General features: G+C 39.8%; 16 protein-coding genes and 2 pseudogenes. 9 read left to right on the top strand and 9 right to left on the bottom strand.

Annotation, left to right across the window (positions count from 1 at the left end):
- Positions 1-163 precede the first annotated feature (163 nt).
- The 3 genes from BIZ38_RS12710 to BIZ38_RS12700 form a co-directional block, all read right to left on the bottom strand.
- Positions 164-685, bottom strand: a complete 522-nt coding sequence (locus tag BIZ38_RS12710) for a hypothetical protein (protein ID WP_187490415.1) — start codon at positions 683-685, stop codon at positions 164-166.
- Between the two features lie 111 nt (positions 686-796).
- Positions 797-1,378 (bottom strand): hypothetical protein, encoded by a 582-nt coding sequence (locus BIZ38_RS12705; protein ID WP_187490414.1) that lies wholly within the window; start codon positions 1,376-1,378, stop codon positions 797-799.
- A gap of 115 nt (positions 1,379-1,493) precedes the next feature.
- A complete protein-coding gene (locus BIZ38_RS12700; protein WP_138617360.1) occupies positions 1,494-2,099 on the bottom strand; it encodes a DUF998 domain-containing protein in 606 nt (201 codons plus the stop codon).
- 694 nt (positions 2,100-2,793) lie between these two features.
- On the opposite strand from BIZ38_RS12700, the pseudogene BIZ38_RS21965 reads away from it, so the two are divergent.
- From BIZ38_RS21965 to BIZ38_RS12685, 3 genes and pseudogenes are all read left to right on the top strand, one after another.
- Positions 2,794-3,436: pseudogene (locus BIZ38_RS21965) on the top strand (tyrosine-type recombinase/integrase).
- A gap of 356 nt (positions 3,437-3,792) precedes the next feature.
- Positions 3,793-4,030, top strand: a pseudogene (locus tag BIZ38_RS21820) (type II toxin-antitoxin system RelE/ParE family toxin); the annotation flags it as partial.
- Between the two features lie 10 nt (positions 4,031-4,040).
- Complete coding sequence (locus BIZ38_RS12685; RefSeq protein ID WP_138617358.1) at positions 4,041-4,370, top strand: HigA family addiction module antitoxin; 330 nt, start codon at positions 4,041-4,043, stop codon at positions 4,368-4,370.
- 222 nt (positions 4,371-4,592) lie between these two features.
- Here BIZ38_RS12685 and BIZ38_RS12680 read toward each other — a convergent pair whose 3' ends face one another.
- Together BIZ38_RS12680 and BIZ38_RS12675 are read right to left on the bottom strand one after the other, a co-directional pair.
- Complete coding sequence (locus BIZ38_RS12680; RefSeq protein WP_166340931.1) at positions 4,593-5,999, bottom strand: YfcC family protein; 1,407 nt, start codon at positions 5,997-5,999, stop codon at positions 4,593-4,595.
- 152 nt (positions 6,000-6,151) lie between these two features.
- On the bottom strand, positions 6,152-7,372 hold the full coding sequence (locus BIZ38_RS12675; RefSeq protein WP_187490413.1) for a M24 family metallopeptidase: 1,221 nt from the start codon (positions 7,370-7,372) through the stop codon (positions 6,152-6,154).
- A gap of 129 nt (positions 7,373-7,501) precedes the next feature.
- On the opposite strand from BIZ38_RS12675, the gene BIZ38_RS12670 reads away from it, so the two are divergent.
- Positions 7,502-8,581, top strand: a complete 1,080-nt coding sequence (locus tag BIZ38_RS12670) for a M24 family metallopeptidase (protein WP_187490412.1) — start codon at positions 7,502-7,504, stop codon at positions 8,579-8,581.
- Positions 8,582-8,595: 14 nt separating this feature from the next.
- Here the strand turns inward: BIZ38_RS12670 and BIZ38_RS12665 are convergent, their stop codons facing one another.
- Positions 8,596-9,204, bottom strand: a complete 609-nt coding sequence (locus tag BIZ38_RS12665; protein ID WP_187490411.1) for a flavin reductase family protein — start codon at positions 9,202-9,204, stop codon at positions 8,596-8,598.
- A gap of 10 nt (positions 9,205-9,214) precedes the next feature.
- Positions 9,215-9,961 carry an SDR family NAD(P)-dependent oxidoreductase gene (locus BIZ38_RS12660; protein WP_187490410.1) on the bottom strand — a complete coding sequence of 249 codons (747 nt, stop codon included), beginning with the start codon at positions 9,959-9,961 and terminating at the stop codon, positions 9,215-9,217.
- 423 nt (positions 9,962-10,384) lie between these two features.
- On the opposite strand from BIZ38_RS12660, the gene ppc reads away from it, so the two are divergent.
- Positions 10,385-13,030 (top strand): phosphoenolpyruvate carboxylase, encoded by a 2,646-nt coding sequence (ppc, locus tag BIZ38_RS12655; RefSeq protein WP_187490409.1) that lies wholly within the window; start codon positions 10,385-10,387, stop codon positions 13,028-13,030.
- On the opposite strand, the gene BIZ38_RS12650 is transcribed toward ppc, so the two are convergent.
- Positions 13,027-15,057, bottom strand: coding sequence for an ATP-binding protein (locus BIZ38_RS12650; protein ID WP_187490408.1), 2,031 nt, complete (start codon positions 15,055-15,057; stop codon positions 13,027-13,029). The genes ppc and BIZ38_RS12650 overlap by 4 nt on opposite strands.
- Positions 15,058-15,399: 342 nt before the next feature.
- On the opposite strand from BIZ38_RS12650, the gene BIZ38_RS12645 reads away from it, so the two are divergent.
- Together BIZ38_RS12645 and cdd are read left to right on the top strand one after the other, a co-directional pair.
- Positions 15,400-15,768, top strand: coding sequence for a hypothetical protein (locus tag BIZ38_RS12645; RefSeq protein WP_054552162.1), 369 nt, complete (start codon positions 15,400-15,402; stop codon positions 15,766-15,768).
- Between the two features lie 165 nt (positions 15,769-15,933).
- Positions 15,934-16,866, top strand: a complete 933-nt coding sequence (gene cdd, locus BIZ38_RS12640; RefSeq protein WP_187490407.1) for a cytidine deaminase — start codon at positions 15,934-15,936, stop codon at positions 16,864-16,866.
- Here cdd and udp read toward each other — a convergent pair.
- Complete coding sequence (udp, locus tag BIZ38_RS12635) at positions 16,863-17,618, bottom strand: uridine phosphorylase (RefSeq protein ID WP_187490406.1); 756 nt, start codon at positions 17,616-17,618, stop codon at positions 16,863-16,865. The genes cdd and udp overlap by 4 nt on opposite strands.
- Before the next feature lie 145 nt (positions 17,619-17,763).
- Here udp and BIZ38_RS12630 point away from each other — a divergent pair, with 145 nt between their 5' ends.
- Both BIZ38_RS12630 and BIZ38_RS12625 read left to right on the top strand, forming a co-directional pair.
- The gene (locus tag BIZ38_RS12630) at positions 17,764-18,543 is read left to right on the top strand and encodes a DUF2189 domain-containing protein (protein ID WP_054552165.1); all 780 of its coding nucleotides are present in this window, start codon (positions 17,764-17,766) and stop codon (positions 18,541-18,543) included.
- Positions 18,544-18,832: 289 nt separating this feature from the next.
- Positions 18,833-19,942, top strand: coding sequence for an arginase family protein (locus tag BIZ38_RS12625; RefSeq protein WP_187490405.1), 1,110 nt, complete (start codon positions 18,833-18,835; stop codon positions 19,940-19,942).
- Positions 19,943-19,966 lie beyond the last annotated feature (24 nt).

The following is a 19,966-nucleotide window of genomic DNA, read 5'->3' as shown; positions in this document are numbered from 1 at the left end:
GCTGAAGAAATTATGGCTTAAAAAGTTAGGCAAGGATCAGTGCGTTTAACTTGACTGTGGGAGTCATACCAACGCCTTACTAATGGGCGCATAAATGCTTGGCTAAAATTAGCGACGAAGGAGCGCAAGCCAAGTGTTTTGCGTCCCACACATAATTGCCTTGTTATAAGCCACCGATAACTAAATGATAGATATTTGTGACTAAGGGACTAAACCAATCAAGCCCTTTAAAACTAACTATTATCCAATAAGTTAATAGTAAAGTAACTAAAAGATACATGATTGCATAAAGTTGAGCTACTTTAAAATTACCGCCTGTTTTGAAGCCATCCTTGGGTACAAATGAAGCCGCGAATGAATATAAAAAACCGCCAGTGCACCAGAAAATAAAAAATACTATATCCAACGAAAGCTGATAGTTAATGGAATATGCCAAATAAATATACGTGTATGAAAGAAACGCTCGATATAATGCATATAAATATTGGTCAGAATACTCCCCTAAATCAATAGCATCCAAGAAATAACCACTTTCGCGTTTTTCAGGAAATAAGTAGCTTAAAAGAATAGCTAATAATATGAGTATTGGGCTGAATAATTGGGAATCAATTAACCCAATAACGAGGAAATACGCTAATAAAAGCCAAAAGTTAAAATATCGTTTCTCTAGTTTTAAAATACTCACAGGGTTCCAAAGTGACGGTGGCTATTGTGGCTTATAACGTCGCCAGCAGGGGCCGAAAAACCAGAGCGAAAGCGGCGGTTTTTTGGTCCCTCTGGCTGGCCTTGTTATAAATCACCTTGTGCCTCTATACACGACTTCTCCTTCATTTATCCCAAGATCGTTACGCATGGCATTTAGCATAGAGTCAGCTTTTTCTCTCATCTGCTCCCATGTCGCTTGCTTGCCCTCGTAAAGTAATGGAATAAAGAAATCGATCATCTCATTGTATTTATCCAGCACTTCTTGGCAGGAAACTAACGATATGTAGCCATAAGCTTTATTTCGATTTAGGGCGAAGGAATGCTCAACGTCTGCACTAATAGACTCTTGCGTTGATGTGGCAACTGCCTCTAGTTCTCTAAGAATTTCTGAAACTATATGAATCACATCCTTGTAGATAGCCAATTTATCAAAGTGACGATTCAACTCTTTTTGCTTCAAGGTATCTATTTGAGCTTTCAAGTCCTCTAGGTCTGCCTCATTCTTAGCCTTTAGTTTTTGGAGGCTCTCCTCATGCGTGGCTCTTTCATTTTGCAGCATGCGCTTTGCCCATAAGCTTCCAAGCCAATGGGAGAATGCGGCAAGCAACAATGCACCACCACCCAGTGATGCGATTATTGCAGCTGCTATTTTAAAGATTTCTTCGATGCTCATAGTGATTTATAACGCTTGCCTAACCGGCGAAAAATAGCAGGCTAAAATTAGCGACGAAGGAGCGCAAGCCTGCTGTTTTGCGTCCTTTGTGGTTAAAGCGCTTGTTAGTTTACAATTACACCAGCACTATTGAAAAGGTACTTAGCCACATTAGCTGGATACCATAAGAAATACGTTGATGTATGCCTGGGTTGCTTTGTGTTTTGACGGCTTTAGCCATAGTAAAGAGATAATAAATAGCAGCGACAACAGATATAACTGAAAATACACGAAAATATAGAGGGATAATATCAGTTGTTGGGCTTATAGCTATTAATATTGGTGCCGCAACGAGAGAAAGCAACATGATAAAACCAGCCCAAGAATGTACTTTACAATTAAAAGTAGGATTTTTAGTAAATGGATCGGCGTCCATTGGGAAGTAACCTGCGACCCATGTACCAACACCATGAGCTATAACTAACCAACCCGAAACATTCACTAAAGTTGAAACATTTGATAGTTGAGCCAGGTACCAGCCGAAAAAGCAAAATAGAAAGCCAAGAGGATAATTATTAATTAAAGGAGATAGTTTTTCAGTTGGGCTACCAGTCGCACCTAACTCACTACAAAATTGCTTAGAATGGCTGTAACCATCATAAAACCTACTTGCTACATAAACGCCAATGAAAATCCAGATTGTTGCAATTAATCCTGAATAAACCGCAATACTCTCAAACACCACCAAACTCCTTTTGTAAACTAACGCCGCAAATAAACGGCTAAAAATAGTTGGCTATAATTTGTGAGGCACGAACAAAGCCAACTGTTTTTTGTCCGCACTTTTAATTTGCTTTGTTATATGCCGCTATCTCGAGTAAAGGTGAGCTAGTGGTGTAACAAGCAAAATAGTTAAAAGTATTAGCCCAGACCACACTATGTAGCCCGTAACTTTGGATAGTGATAAAACAACCTTATCACCAGATTTGGTGAACAGAACTCTTGAAACAGCTATTAAACCAAATGAGACAAGGTAAGTAGTAAGTGTCACTGAGACACCAAGCGAAATCCCTTCTCCATTGCTCCCATAAAACTTATAGAGCATCCATAATGCACCTAAAAAGCGCTCACCTACACCATATAGCATGATAAAACTTATAAGAAGAAACACCAAAGCTGTAGAACGGCTCAAAAATGTCATAGGCATATAACATGTTTATAGCGAGCTAATCGCGCGTTTTTCTACCACAGCGTAGCTCGTTTTTCTTATTAGATTATTTCTAACAAACTTGTTAACTAATTACCAGTGTTATTAAAATTTAGGAGTTCTCGCTTTTACCTCAGGATAAAAACGAGCGATTGGGTCGTTTTCTTGACTATACGAGCAACTGATCTAAAACTGTATATATATACAGCTTCTTTTCAAAGGAATGAAAATGAAAACTCGCTCTCCTTATTTAAACTACATTGCAGACTATATGCTCACTCGTCAGTATTCATTAAGAACAATTAATGCTTATTTAGGTTGGATCGCAAAATTTATTCACTTTCACAACAAACGTCACCCAAGCTCAATGGGAGATGCAGAAGTCAAAGCGTTTTTAGACCATATTGTATTAAAACGTAATATGTCACCTAGAACACAAAGTGCAGCTTTAAATGCGCTCGTTTTTTTATATAAACATATTGTCAAAAATGAGCTTTCTTTAAACTTGAATTTTGCACGAAGTAATCGACAACCTAAGCTGCCTGTAGTGATGACGCCTGATGAAGTAAAGCAATTGATGAGTCATCTTTCCAAGCGATATTACTTAATCACGGGGTTAATGTATGGAAGTGGTTTGCGTGTGATGGAAGCGGTGCAATTGCGAGTAAAGGACATTGATTTTGATTACAAAGGTTATTACGCCTCATACCTTGCGCCATTCATTTGCAACGCACCTATTGCAAAGTGGCGCCGATATTCGCACCGTTCAAGCACAATTGGGCCATTCTGATGTCAAAACCACACAGATTTACACCCATGTTTTACAACAAGGAGCAAACGGTGTTGTAAGCCCATTAAGCAAAATTTTCTAGCTATTATTAAAGATGCGTTAACTTATCATTCAATGTATAGGGCTTGGACCGTTTCTTGATTGCTCAAAGCAGCAGTTAGAGCATTTAACCTAACTTATTTTGGGGCATAATCAAGGTATGGCTTATTTTCTGATTTTGGCACAAAACTGTCCTTCAGCACCAACCCATTTATATCCAAAAATGGTTTTCTACGAATAAGTTTATACGCGACAAAAGTGCCCAGAGTGATTTTTAAACGTATATGTTGTGCACATTATGACTGTGCGCTATTATTTCTATACTGATGCACAATAGGACAGTGCAAGGATATGGCTGTAGATTTTAAGGATGAGTGGCTCTAAGCATTCTATGAAGAGGATAAGCGTCATCGATTAATCCCTAAGGTTATCGAGAATGCTTTATATCGTAAGCTAGAAATATTAGATGCAGTAAAGGCTGAATCTGACTTAAGAGTACCACCAGATAACCGGTTTAAACATCTTGAAGGTAACTTGAAAGATTGGTGTTCAATACGTGAACAAACAGTATCGATTGATTTTTAAGTGGGTTGATGGTGTAGCAGAAAACACTTATTTAGACCCTAATAAGTATTGAGGTAAGGTTTATGCGTATTACAAAGCGTCGTCCAGTGAGTGTAGGTGAAATGCTGAAGCTAGAGTTTTTGGAGCCTATGGGCATTACATCAAAAATTTTAGCTGAAGCAATGGGTGTGCATAGAAATACAGTTAGTAATTTGATTAATGGCGGTAGCTTAACGGCGCCACTTGCAATTAAGCTAGCTGCTGCGTTAGGGAATACCCCAGAGTTTTGGCTTAATATCCAGCACTCCGTAGATTTATGGGATACGAGAAACCGTTATCAAGAAGAGGCTAAATCTGTAAAACCCTTACTTTCTGCTAAAGAAACTTCACTACGTACATCACAAACTATTTAAAGAACTCATAACGTATATTGTTAATCCACAATCTTGATCATTACGGCACATTGATTTGCTAGTGAAGCTGAGAAAGACGAGTTAAAAGCTTTCGTACAGAAGTTTTTATAATTAGCTTTTCATCTGACAATTATTTGTGGCAAGTAATGCTAAGAGCCACGCTAACACATAGGTGTTAGCGTGCATCATTAATTTAGGAGCCAATTAGCTCACTCAACTAACTTAATTTAGTATGGGCTGCACATCTAAGCCATAGCCAAACATTACAGCTAATACTAATACAACCGATGCTGCGACCATTAGTTTAATTAGTAGTGGTAAACAGAATCTAAACCAATGGCCGTAAGGCACACCTGCCATCCCTAAAATGCCCATAAGTACAGCATTGGTCGGAATGATCATATTTGAAAAGCCATCACCAAATTGATAAGCAAGTACGGCAACTTGTCTTGGTACACCGACTAAATCACCGAGTGGGGCCATGAGTGGCATGGTGACATAAGCTTGCCCTGAACCAGAAGGAATAAAGGTATTGAGTAGGGTTTGAATAACCAGCATGCCAATTGCAGATATTTCAGCAGATACATAAGAAAGCGGTAACGACATGCCATGGACAAGGCTATGCAGGATTTGGCCGTCTTCTAAAATAAGCGCAATACCACGTGCAACACCAATTAACACTGCGGTGGTAACAAGATCAGATACGCCTTCTATAAATTTGTTTGCTGCTTCATCAGCAGATAGTTTGCCTAAAATGGCTACAACCACACCCCAAGCAATAAAAACACCACCTAGCTCGTATAAGTACCAGCCCTTAGTTGCGATGCCCCATACTGCAATTGCTAGGGTAATAATAAAGCTACCTAAAACTAGTTTATGGCGCAGGGCAAGTGCTGGGTAACTTGTTGCTGTTTGATTTTCGAGTGGGCAAGGCACGCCAATCATCATTGATTTAGACGGATCGTGCGCTACCTTTTTGGTGTATTGCCAAACATGATGAAAACCAATGAGCACAAATGGAATAAATATAGCTAAACGTAACCACAGGCCAGAGTAAACAGGAATACCAGCAATTTGCTGTGCGATTAATACCGTAAATGGGTTAAATGCCGAAACACCATAACCAATACCATAACCTGCGACTATCATACCTACGGCAGTCATTGCATCTAAGCGCATTGCCTTACAAAGCGCTACAAGAATAATAACAAAAGGAATATATTCGCCGGCGGTACCAATACTGCTTGATGCTAAGGCAAAGCAAAACACCACCATAAAGATTAATCGTTGCGGTTTTTTACCGTGTCGCTCTAAAAGCCTACCAATGAGCGCATCAACAGTGCCTGTGGCACGTGCAACAGCTAATACACCGCCCACAATTAACACAAAGAAAATAACATCTTGAGCAGCAGCAAAAGCGCGAGGTATGGCTTGTAATAAATCCCATGGAGTTAAGTAATGGCGCTCAGCAACCGTTTGATAGGTGCCCGCAACAACCATTTCTCGGCCTGATTCACTTAATGTAGTAGTGAAAAAACCTTGTGGTACTAACCAAGTAGCAATAAGCGCAACAACCATCATGCCCAGCAGCAGTATCAGGGTATGTGGAACTTTAAAACGTAAACCCATTTATTCTCCGTAATTATGTTAGGTTAAATTCTTGAAATCATAACATGATAAAAGCGGATAGGTTGTCTCTAAAATGTCCACACTGTTAATGATTGTAATAATTCAGATACAAAAAAGGCCAGAAAACTGGCCTTATAAAGTTTATTTGAATTTTATTTAGCTAACCCAAATGGGTCATCAATGCTATGAGCAGGCTCGGTAAACCAACGCGGACCTTCGTCTGTCATATAAAAGTGATCTTCTAAGCGAATACCAAACTCATCAGGTACGACAATCATAGGTTCATTACTAAAACACATACCTGTTGCGAGTGGGGTAGGGTTACCACCCACGAGGTATGGCCATTCATGAATATCTAAACCAATACCATGGCCGGTTCTGTGTGGGCAGCCTGGTGTTTGATATTCTGGCCCCATGCCATTTTCGGCAAGATACTTCCTTGCAGCATCGTCTACTTTGCAACATGGCTCACCATTTTTTGCGGCAGCAAAAGCAGCAAGTTGGGCATTTTTCTCGTGTTGCCAAAACGTACGTTGGCGATCGGTTGCTTCACCAAATACATAAGTACGGGTAATGTCAGAGAGGTAATCATGTACTTTACAGCCAGTATCAATCAGTACCACATCACCTTTTTTAAGGGTTTGCGGGTTTTTAACGCCATGCGGGAAAGACGACGCAACACCAAATAACACAATACAAAAATAGTTACCCGGCGCACCGACTTTTTGGTGCGCTTTTTTAATAAAGGCTTCAACCTCAGTTGTGGTGATACCTTCATAAAGCATACTTGCCGTTGCTTTATGTACTTCTAAAGTCATGTCCATAGCACGTTGCATTAAGGCAAGTTCGCTTGCTGATTTATGCATGCGGCAGTGAGCTGTCACGCACTGTGCGTTAACAATGTTGTAATTGCCGTTAGCTTTATTAATGCCGTCGTAGATGAAAAACTGTGCGCTTTCATCAATACCAAGGGTGCCTGTTTTGCTAATGCCCATTTCTGTAAGAACATCTACACATAGTTGATAAGGCTTTTCGTGTTCTTGCCAACCACGAATTGGGCCATCAATCACCATAAAATCGTTTAAGCTGCCGATTTCAAAAAACGGCGCTATGTATTGCACATCACCTTTTGCAGGTAAAATAGCGCCAACTAAACGCTCACTTGCGTACCAACGCATCCCTGTAAAATAGGCTAGGTTAGTGCCTGCATTTAAATAAATTGCATCAATATTGTTTGCTTGCATATACGCTTGTGCTTTTGCGATACGCGCATGAAATTCGTCATTTTGAATAGGGGTTAAATCTGTTGTCATATCTGACAAAGAGTCAAGCGCCTGCTCTGGCGTTTGTGTGCCAATACCATATGTTGTCATTGTGTACTCCTTGGTTTTTTCTGCATTGTGGCTTGAGTAAACAGTTGATGCAAACTCACTGCGACTAATCGCATAATATTCGTATTTATTGACATAACTGTTAGCATGCGCAAAAAATAAGGAGCGACAATGCAAGTTAATTACTTAAAAAGACAAGCTGAATTTAAAGCCTTGCTAGAGCAACAAGGTTACAACGCCATGTTAGTACTTGGTCATGAAAATATTCGTTACTTAAGTGGTTTTAGCGGTAATGCTGCTTATGCATTAATTACTCAAGATGCGTGTGTGTTGATCACTGATTACCGATACCACCAACGTGCAGTTGCAGAAACAACAGGGTTTGAGGTTGTTTGTCGAGACAGAGACAACGAAACCCTTGGCCATTGTATAAACAGGCATCTTAATCCAAACAGCCATGTCGCATTTGATGCAAGCTATGTCACGGTAGCAATTTGGCAAGGTGTGGCAGATGAGCTAAGCGGCCACACATTAACAGCGGTAAACGGTTTAATTGAAAAACTTAGACGTGTTAAAGACAACTGGGAAGTTGCACAAATCAAAGCTGCTGCGGCCATCGCTGATGAAGCATTAGCACAAACGTTACCTTATTTTAAACCGGGTGTAACTGAGCGAGACCTTGCCTTAGAGCTTGAATTTAGAATGCAAAAGCTTGGTTCAGAAGGAATGTCGTTTGCCACCATCATGCTGTTTGCAGAGCGCTCAGCCTTGCCGCATGGTAACCCGTCAGATCAGGTTTTAAAGAAAGGTGACTTTGTAACCCTTGATTTTGGTGCAGTTGTAAATGGCTATCGCTCTGATATGACCCGTAGTTACATTATTGGAGAAGCATCAGAAAAACAAACCCGTATTTATAATACCGTACTCGATGCACAAAATGCGGCACTTGAAATGGTTAAACCGGGTATTAACTGTTTAGATTTAAATGCTATATCAAACAAGGTGATTACTGAGGCGGGCTTTGGCGAATACGCCGGTAAAGGGCTTGGCCATGGTTTAGGGCTGTTTTTACATGAAGTGCCATTCATCAACACTCTGACAGACTCCAACCTTGAAGTTGGTAATGTGATCACCATTGAGCCCGGCATTTATATACCAGGCTATGGTGGTGTGCGCTTAGAAGATGACATAGTTATCACCGAATCTGGTTTTGAGGTGTTAACCCATGCGCCTAAGCCATTTATAATTTAGTGCTAAATTAAAGGTTACTTTTTAGCATACGCTAAGCGGGCTAATCGTTCAGTTACATGGTAACTATCAAGCCCGCTCACTGCGACTGTGTCAATCGCTTCAATATCGACAAAGCCATCTTCTTGCAAGCAAGCCTCATCTAAGTAAATATCGGTTATTTCACCTATGATCAGCTCAGTGCCATTGATGGCAAGGTGATGGTGTTCTTTCAGCTCAAGCGCATATTTAAGCTTACTTTCTTTAACAAAAGGTGCTGTAAAGTCATTTAGGTATTCAGTACTGAGCCCTGTTGCATCAAATTCAGACTCGTCTTTGTCGTAGCGTGCCGATGTTTGATGTGCTTTGTTATAAATGTCTTTGTTCACGTGGTTAATCGTGTACTGCTTAGTGGCTAATAAGTTTTCTAGGGTATGGCGAGGCACTGAATGGGGCCTAATTATCATACCCACTAAAGGGGGATGTGCGCCAAGATGAAATACTGAACTGACAATCGCCAAATTGGTTTGGCCGTTGCTATCTTGAGTGCCGATTAAGTTGGCACTTTTAAACCCCGACAAACTATTAATTAAATGAGCGCGGTAGCGGTTTTCTAAATCAGCAATGGCTTGTTTTGTAAAATGCATAAATTTCCTGTTACCAGTCTATGGGTTTTCCTTGCCAGTCAAAGTAGGCAGGGTTTTGTGATTGTTGTAAATAGTCAGCATCACTTATCAATGAATACAGCTGCTCGGCTACAAACTCAGGGGTAAATAACTTTCCTTTGGGTACATTTGCCTGAAAGGGTTTTGATAAAGGCGTATCAGTGGTACCTGGGTGAAATAACACGCAGTGGCACTTTTTATAGCGTCTGCTAAGTTCAATCGCTGCAGATTTAAATAACATATTTAATGCCGCCTTCGATGCCCGATAGCTATACCAACCGCCTAACTTGTTATCACTAATGCTACCAACACGTGCACTAAGAGCACACACCACAGTTGAAGCTTGTGGCTTTAAAAGTATTGAGAATAAAGTCACACAGCGAATTGGCAGTAGAGCATTAGTTGTCATGCTATTTATAAAGTGCTGCTCAGATATTTGCTCAAGTTTACGTTCAGGCGCATTATTTGGATCATGCAATAGGCCGTTAAATATCATCAACTGGGCTAAATCATAGTGGCCACCGGCAAGTTCTTTAGCAATGCCACTTAAGTTTTGCTCTGAATAATCAGTAATAAAATGCTGGTGACTTATCTCATTGCTTGATGACTCATTGAAACTTGCCTTAAATTCATCTCGACTGATGGTGACGATATGACCCGTGTTGATTTGTTTATGAAGAGTAGTGAAATAGGCATTTGCAATTTCACTGCGTGCACCACACAAAATATAGAGTTGCATTTTTGACCTGTTATAAAAATATTTGAAAAAATTTCGCTCAAACTATCACCAACTAATAAAATGATAGTAGCTCTGTTTGTCTTGAGCTAACCCTACAAACATATAAAAAAAGGCGGGTAAAGATTTGACCATGCAAACATAAAGGATGCCTTAATTTACGGGGATTTTACCTTTTAAATTGGTAAGTCCATTTTACCAATTGAGCTAGCTTTAACGCTTTGTAGCTGACTAAGCTGCGTATTTATTACACTTTTATGTTTATAGATTGGTTATTCTTTTTTACGAGTATGTTAGAAAATTCGATCTATTAAATTAACGCTGACAATGATATTAATAAAAGGGATCAGTATTTAGCTGCGCTCGTGCTTGGCTAAATACTGTGCAGTAAGTACTTTCAACTTAGTTAAAGAAAGGAGTATGAGAATGAGTGAACAATACGCTGCACTTCGCGGTAATGTTAGTATGCTTGGACAAATGCTGGGTCAAACCATTAAAGATGCACAAGGACAAGCCATTTTAGATAAGGTAGAAGAGATTCGCGCTTTATCTAAATCGTCACGTAGTGGTAACGAAGCCGACAGACAGGCGCTTATCGAAGTACTACACGCTCTCACAGATGAAGAACTATTACCGGTTGCACGCTCATTTAATCATTTTTTGAATCTTGCTAATGTTGCTGAACAATTTCATACCGTATCGCGCTTTAATGATGTTGGTTTTTGCCAACTAAACCCTCTCACTCAAACATTAAAAGCGTTAGCAACAGCATCAAAGCAAGGTCAAGTTGATCCTAATCACTTGGCACAAACACTCTCAAAACTCCACATCAATTTAGTACTGACGGCTCACCCAACTGAGGTGACACGCCGTACAATGATTAATAAACACGTTGAATTAAGTGATTGTCTTGCCTCTTTAGAGCGTAAAGATAACCTACCTAGTGAACGTGCAGATTTATTAAATCGTATTGCCCAACTTATCAGCCAAGCGTGGCATACCGACGACATTCGTCGCTCACGCCCAACGCCAATTGACGAAGCTAAATGGGGTTTTGCGGTTATTGAAAATAGCTTATGGCATGCCGTACCACGTTTCTTACGGGAGTTTGGCGAAGACGTAAAATCAGAGCTTGATCTTGAGCTGCCTATTGATTTCAGCCCAATAGAATTTACTTCTTGGATGGGCGGTGACCGTGATGGTAACCCGTTCGTCACCGCTGAAGTCACACAGCAAGTACTTGATCATGGCCGCTGGATGGCACTCGATTTGTATTCCCGTGATATCGAAACGCTAAGCAATGAGCTATCAATGTCGGATGCAAGCGATGAGCTTATTGAGCTTGCAGGTCAAGACTTTGAACCTTACCGTGCGGTACTTAAAAAATTAAAGAATCAAATTGCTGAAACGGTGACGCATTTGGGCGCAAAAATTAAGAAAAAGCGCACAGATTCTGAAGATTTAATTACTGATATCGCGCAAATTAAACATCCAATCGAAGTGTGCTATCGCTCGCTTATTAAGACCAACATGAAAGTAGTTGCCGATGGCTTGTTGCTTGATGTACTACGCCGTATTAACAGCTTTGGTCTGCGTCTTGCTAAACTCGATGTCCGTCAGGATTCATCGCGTCATGGTGATGTTTTCTCTGAACTAACACGTTATTTAGGGTTAGGTGATTACCATCAATGGCAAGAAGAAGACAAACAAGCGTTCTTACTTGCTGAGCTAAACTCTCGACGTCCGCTTATTCCAAAGCATTGGCAACCAAGCCCAGAAGTACAAGAGGTGCTAGATACATTTGATGTAATTGCAGCGCAAGATGCTCAAACATTTGGTTTGTATATTATTTCGATGGCACGCACTGCATCTGATGTGCTGGCAGTACAGTTACTGCTTAAAGAAAGTGGTTGTAAGTTTAACTTACCGGTTGCGCCATTATTTGAAACGTTAGATGACTTAAATAATGGTAAAGAGGTTATCGAATGTTTACTTGATAACACTTGGTACCGTGGTCATATTCAAAACCAACAAAATGTCATGATTGGCTACTCAGACTCAGCAAAAGATGCAGGTATGATGGCTGCTGGTTGGGCACAATATGAAGCTATGGATAAACTTGTTCAATTAGCCGAAAATCGCGGTATTGAACTTATTTTATTCCACGGCCGTGGTGGTACGGTTGGTCGTGGTGGCGCGCCAGCTGCGCAAGCACTACGTTCACAGCCTCCAGGTTCATTAAAAGGTGGCTTGCGAGTAACAGAGCAAGGTGAAATGATCCGCTTTAAGTTTGGTTTGCCTGCTGTTGCCCTGCAAAGCTTAAATATTTATGCTGGTGCTGTACTCGAGAGTAACTTGCTACCGCCGCCAGAGCCGAAGAGCGAATGGCGTGATGTTATGGAACTGATCAGTGCTGATTCGTGTGAGCATTACCGCCAGGTTGTGCGCCATGATGAAAATTTTGTTCCTTACTTTAGAATGGCAACGCCAGAGCAAGAGCTATCTAAATTACCACTTGGTTCTCGCCCTGCGAAGCGCAACCCGAACGGTGGGGTAGAAAGTCTTCGTGCTATTCCATGGATCTTTGCATGGAGCCAAAACCGTTTAATGCTGCCAGCTTGGTTAGGTGCATTAACAGGCCTTAAAGCTGCTTTAGATAAGTATGGCATCGAGACACTTCACGAAATGAGCTTAAAATGGCCATTCTTCCGTGCTCGTTTAGAGATGCTAGAAATGGTATTTAGTAAAGCCGATTCATGGTTAAGTGCGCATTACGATGATGCATTAGTAACTGAGCAATATAAGCCATTAGGCGTAAAACTTCGTCAGGAGTTGAGTGAGGCTATTGAGCTTGTGCAATCGCTTAGCCCACAAAAGAGCCTGCTTGCAGACCAACCTTGGATCAAAGAGTCAATCGCGCTTCGCAACCCGTACACAGATCCACTTAACTTATTACAAGTTGAGTTACTGCGTCGTTCACGCGAAGCTGACGAGGGCTCTGAAGGCGATATTGATAATGCCTTGATGATCACTATGACAGGTATTGCTGCAGGTATGCGTAATACCGGTTAATAGCTAGTATCATCAACCAATCGAGCATCGATTGGTAGGCTAATAACAAATCGTGCGCCGTGTTCATAAGGCTCGGCGCATATTTCTCCTTTCAAATTAAATTTAACTGCATTAAAAACAACATTTAACCCAAGTCCTAGGTGTTTATCGCCCATATTAGTGGTATAGAAAGGAGTAAAGATATCATGCAAGATAGCTTCCTTAATACCGACCCCGTTGTCTTGATAAATAATTTCGACATGCTTAGGAAAAGCTCTAATCTCGATCTCAATTAAACCGTGTAGCTTTATTGCAAAACCATGTTCGCAGGAATTAATGATTAAGGTTTTTAATATGTCACCAATAATTGCAGGGTAAGAAGTTATTACAACATTATCACCCTGAATATCGAATTTAATACACTTTCCTAAATAACTTGAGAAAGGCAGAACTCTGCGTGATATTTCTTCTGTTAGGTTAAACTGGACTAGCGGTTTATCTAAATCAATAGACACATTGAGTGCCTTAAATTCTTCGACAATACTGGCAAGTCGAGCGATGCTAGCCTGTATTAAATCTTTTGCATCGTTTGTATCGTTTAAAAAGCTATGAAGGTGCTTGCTAGACAGCTCTTGAGATTTAAACTTTTGGCAAATAAGTGTTAGTTGATCATCAATTAAAGAGCTGGCAGTTACAATGGTGCCAATGGGCGTATTTAATTGATGCGCCATACCTGATACTAATGCGGTTAACGATGCTATTTTTTCGATTTCAATAAGTTGTGCTTGTGTGTTATGAAGTTTTGTTAATGTTTTAGATAGAACATTCTTTTGTTGCTTCGTCCTCACTGTCATCAACGTTAATACGATTAAAATTGAGCATAACGTAAAAGCAATCGCCATAAAGATCACTTTATTTGCTTTATTGTTTGAAGCCTGAACTTGATTTGATTTAGTTAAAAGTTCAATTTCTGCTTCTTTAGTCGTTATATCTAATTCTGCCAACGCTTTGGCAAGATTAGTACTGGTTTGTCTTCTCAGAATTTTTTCTTTAGTTTCATAGAGCTGTTTGTATGCATCAATTGCTGCATGGTAGTTTTTTTGTTGTAAATGCAAAGAGGCCGATAGTTCTTGTGTAGCTAGCAATAATTCATAGTCAGAGATTTTTTTATTTTTTAAATCAATTGACTGAATTTGTGCTAGAGCCTGAGCAGGTTTGCTTTGGGCTTCATATGTTTTTGCAAGTTCTAATACTACAGCAAGTTTATCGCTTTTAAGATTATCCTCATTTAGTAAATTGAGTGCTTTTTTCAATATTGTTTCTGCTTTTTTAAATTGTGCTTGAGAGTTATAAATTTTTCCCTGAGTGGTTAGGTTAACTACCTGATGCAAAACAAAGTTGTTGTCTTTTTGAAAGTCATATATGTCAGTAAGTAGCTCTAATGCTTGCTCATATTCTTTTAAACCGAGCAAAGCTATTGCCTGATGATTGGTCGTAATTGATTCATTAAAGGTGTCTTTGTTTGTTTTACTATATTGTTTAAATCTTTTAAATATGTCTGCCGCATTATTATAGAAGTGTAATTTTAAGTAGATAACAGCGATGTTGTTTTCAGTTTGCATTACAAGGTTATTATGTCTCATCTTTGCAAAAGGGAGGGCTAATTTGTATTGATTAAGTGCTTCTTGATATAACCCTAAATGAGAATAGATATTTCCCGAAATATTAAAGTAGCCATACATCAAGCTCTTATCTTTCGATTTGGCAACCATATTCTCGAACTCTACAAGCGTCGTCATCGCTTCATCTAGTTTATTATTACCAGATAAAAACCACGCTTTATAGTTGGTCATAATGATCTTCTGTTCAAGATTCAACTCAGTATTAGCTAGTATCTTACTCACTTCTTCTAAACCTAGTTGTCTTGAGTTTGCGTAAGTGTTTTTAACTTGGCTGCGGATTTTTTCAAATTCTATTGCTGTAATTGCAGTTGCTTGCAAAGGAATTGACAATAACATGCCTGCGATAATTTGAACCATGAATCTCATGATTTTTCCCTATCCTTGAAACATGTATCAACAGATAATACGTGTTTACACTACTGCTTTAAGATGATGTTCATTGTAAGTTTTCATTCATTTTAAGGGCATCTGAAAAGGCTTAAATTAAAGGCAGAATTCTCGTGCATGTTTAAAAAAAGCATTAAAGGTTAATTTAAGGTAACGCCAAAAATGTATTTTTCTAGTTATAAATTCTTATATTTAATGCTGGTCATACCTATTTAATTGCTAGCTATTGACTAGGTTAGGGTTATAAATAAAATATGCTGGCTTTCAACTCTGAGAGCTAGAGTTAACCCCTAACCACTCACGCAGTTTAAGAGTATTTTTATGTCAAACGTGTCTACTTGCATTACCTATGATGCATCTACGTCGTTAGTTATGATGACGTTAAGAGGGACGGCAAGCGCACAGGATGTGATTAACTTTTACCAAATCGCCCAACAATACTCAGTATTATATGGGTCAGATAAAATACTCGTTGACGTGTCTGAGTTGACGCACAATTTCGCACCTGCTGATTTATTCACAATTATGCCGGCAGTGGCAAACTCTTTGAAAGAAGCTGTTGTGGCAATTGTCGTAAGTTTTGATGGTTTTATGCACGACTTATTTATGCAAAAAGCAAAGCGCTATAACTTACAAGCTGAAAACTTTGAATGTTTTAACAAAGCAAAAAATTGGCTGGTTCGTCAATAATTGGTCGAGCTAGTCATCGCTATTTTGTTGTGTATATCTGGGCTTACAAATACCGCTAATTTTTAGCTTTTATTGTGCGATTTACCTTGATGTTTACCGCCAAAACCTAGCAATTCATTACGTAACCTTTTAAACTGTTTAGCCAATTAATAATTATAATTTGTTATGACAGCAACTAGGATAGATGCAAGCAAACTAGCTCAAAATTCAGAGCCGTTTAGCTTCAATGATCAACAAAAAAATTCTCTTTTTGCCCAGCTTAAACAGCAACGTGGCATCTTATCTCAAACAGATATTTCTTCTCTTTGTCAGCAGTTTCAAGTTAGCCAACTTGAGTTACTAAAAGCCTGTGTACCCGTCGCAAGTTTGTTTTCTGTGGCACCAATTTCAAAGTTTTATGTGGGCGCGATTGCAGTAGGATTAAACAAGCAAGGCGAAACAAATTTCTATTTTGGTGCGAATGTTGAGTTTTCTCATCAAGCATTAAGTTTAGTCGTTCATGCTGAGCAATCAGCGATTAATAATGCGTGGCTTAATGGTGCGCAAGCAGTGCAAAGGATCGCAATCAGTGATGCACCCTGTGGTTACTGCCGCCAATTTATGAATGAATTGAGTACCGCAGATTCATTGGAAATTTTATTACCAGAGCGTGATTTTAATTTGCATGAGTTACTCCCTTATTCATTTGGACCAAAAGATTTAGGTAATGAAGCGTGTTTATTCTCGCATAAGCAAAGTGATAAACAATTTACTGATCTTACGATTGATGACCCTAAACTTGTTGCATTGGCACTCAATGCATATGTGCCATACACAGGTAATTTTAGTGCTGTTAAATTAAGTACATTTACCGAAGGGGATTTTTACGGAAGCTATGCCGAAAATGCTGCCTATAGTCCAAGCCTTTCGCCATTACAAAGTGCATTGAGTCAGTTTTATCTTGCGGGTTTAAGCTTTGATGATAAAACAGTTAAGTCGATAACCTTGTTAGAAACACAAGGGGCAGAAAATCAATATGAGGTGGCTAAATCTGTGCTGGCAAGCTTTGCAAACCCACCAGCATTTGAGCACTATATTGCGAAATTAAGTAACGCTTAATTAAGCAATAGTTTTGCAGCTTCAATGACGACGGCGACTGATTTTTTCTCAATCTCGCCGTGGTCAACATTCGGAATCTCTTGTTTAGTACGATTTACTAAAACACCTGCAACACATGCTGCGCGTAAGCCAAGGGCAGCACACATAGTAAATAGTGTTGCTGATTCCATCTCGTAGTTCATCACACCTAGTTTTTGCCACTCTTCACAGCTGCCTTGGAATGAGCGCGGAACATAACCTGAATAAGTATCGTAACGCTCTTGACCTGGGTAGAATGTGTCACTTGATGCAGTAATACCAATGTGGAAATTAATTCCTAATTTATCACATGCATTGACCATTGCTTGTGTAGCAAAAAAGTCAGACACAGCAGGGTAGCTTAGTGGTGCAAAATGCTGGCTTGCGCCATCTAATCGAACAGATGCTTGGCTAATTAAAATGTCGCCTTCATTGATGTGCGGCTGAATAGCACCGGTCGTGCCAATTCGCAAAAAGGTATCAATACCAAGTTGGGCAAGCTCTTCAACAGCAATTGAAGTAGATGGGCCGCCAATACCGGTTGAACAAACGACAATGCTGTGGCCGTTTAGCTCACCACGGTAAACATGAAATTCACGAGTCTTCGCTAAGCATTCAGGGTTATCAAGAAGCGTAGAAATGCGTGCTGAGCGGTCAGGATCGCCAGGTACGATAGCAAGAGTTGCCCCTTTTAAGTCGTCACGTGTGATCCCTAAGTGAAATACCTTTTCCATTATTAAACCTTATTTTTGTCTAAAGCGTAATACTTTAATCATATGTGTTTAAAGTACAGGACAGATGTCCGATTAACTTAACAATGTTGCAAGAATTGCACAGTTAACCTAAACCTAAAGATGTCACCTTTAATGAGGATACATTATGCCAGCATCATCTTCTATGAACAAAAATCACGAATTTGCTCGTTGTTTAGAGAGCTCTCAAATATCTGCATCTGCACCGTTTCATTGGTTAGCACTTGCATTTAAGGACATCGCTAATGCGCCAATACTGAGCCTTGTCTACGGATTAGTATTTACCTTGATACCAGCGACAATTATGTATTTTGTATATCAGTTTGATACGCACTTAGTTATTTTGCCTGCTGTGGTTGGCTTTGCATTAATAGGCCCTGCCTTTGCTGCTGGCCTTTATGATGTAGCGTGGGAGCTTGAAAAAGGCCATAAACCTACTCTAATGCATAGCCTTAAATCTATGTTTAGAAACCCAGCAGGTGAATGGGGCTTTGCTGTGTTATTAATGGTGATTATGATTGTTTGGATGCGTTTAGCTGCGCTCATCCACGCCCTATATCCGAATGTTGTTAACCCGAGTTTTGAGCAGTTATCTGCGTTTTTAACGCTCGGTAGTATTGTCGGTGGTATCTTACTGGTCACTGTATTTGCTATCTCAGCGTTTACCCCGCAAATTATGATGGAACGCCGAGTTGATATCATGACTGCGGTAATTTCTTCAATGAATGCGGTTAAAACCAATTTTGCTGCCATGGTTGTTTGGGCTGGGATAATACTCTGTTTAGTGTTTGTTGGTTTTATTACAGGCACTGCTGGGTTTATTGTGATTATGCCTTTATTAAGCTACGCCAGTTGGCATGCATACATTGCTGTTATCAAAACCAAGAAGCCAAGAGGCTACGAATAATGAGTATTCACTTCGTTTGAATATAAATCTATAGCGGCAATCGACTCGGTTGCCGCAAAATTTGACTTTCTTTTCGCGCATGTTATACCTGCCAAAATACAGCGCTCTTATTTGACTAGAGCAGTTTAAATTCATCTGCATTAAAAATATAACCTTTCAATATCAGTGAGTTATAGATTCGGTTGAGCAAGTGATTGTTGAGTCTTAAAAATCTTAACTATACACAAAACTGATTGCGTAACTTTTTTGTTTACGCATGAATATGCAGACAATGATCAGCGGAGTAGAGATGAGTAACACACAAAAAGCATTCCACGAAAAACTAAGTCAGTGTCTTTGTCCTCCTGGCGATGGTGTATTTACAGTAAATACAGCAAAAGAGCGTAAAGATGCGCTGCGTACTAAATTATACGGTCAAACAGACAATGTTGATGTGCTTTGGAAAGAGTCACTTGAAACATTGGCAGAGTCTGAGCACAAAGCCGTTATTTTAGGTATTAGCTCTGACTGCGGCGGTGGTATATTACGTGGTGCTAACTGGGGACCTCTTTTTTTACGCTCTACCTTGATTGATCAACAACCGCAAGCACGCGCTTTTGATTTAGGTGATGTGCGTGTGATCCCACATTTACTGCATGATAAATACCTTAACGATGCGACCATCACAAACTGCCAAAAAGCGTTATATGCTGATGAAAACAGTGAATACCATGTATCACCTTTGTCTATCACTGAAGATGTCTGTGACGGCTTTTATGCGAACTACCCTGATAAGGGTATTTTTGGTATTGGTGGCGATCACTCAATTAGCTACCCGCTAACTAAAGCTTACTTAAAAGCAAAACGTGATGCTGGCAAACGCACTGCAATCATTCACTTTGATGCTCATACAGATTTATTAGTAGAGCGTCTTGGTATTGATTTATGCTTTGGTTCTTGGTGTACACATATTCTTGAGTACTTACCAGCGCCACGTAACCTAATTCAATTTGGCATCCGCTCTAGTGGTAAGCCTAAGCAACATTGGGAAGACACGTTTGGTGTTAAACAACATTGGGCACACGAAATAATCGAACGTGGCGCTAAAGCAGTTGTTGACGAAGTGATTGCACAACTTAAAGCAGATAATGTTGATGAGCTTTATGTGAGCTTTGATATTGATGCGCTTGATGAAAGCTTTGCTTCAGCGACAGGAACACCAGAAGCCGGTGGCTTAACACCTCAGCATGCATTAGACATTCTTGTTGCATTGGCTGACGAGTTCCCAATTACAGGTGCTGATATGATGGAAATCGCGCCATTCACCGACAGCTCACTAATCGGCCAAACAAGTTCTGAAACGACACTCAGAGAAGGTGCTAAAATCTCTGCATTTTTGATTGGTGCAATGAATAAGTAATTCATTTTGCAAGATTAGCGGAAA

The organism is Pseudoalteromonas sp. BZK2 (assembly GCF_014349195.1).
GTDB lineage: Bacteria > Pseudomonadota > Gammaproteobacteria > Enterobacterales > Alteromonadaceae > Pseudoalteromonas > Pseudoalteromonas simplex.
Note: the sequence above shows the minus strand (reverse complement) of the source record. Positions and strands in the feature narration are given on the sequence as shown.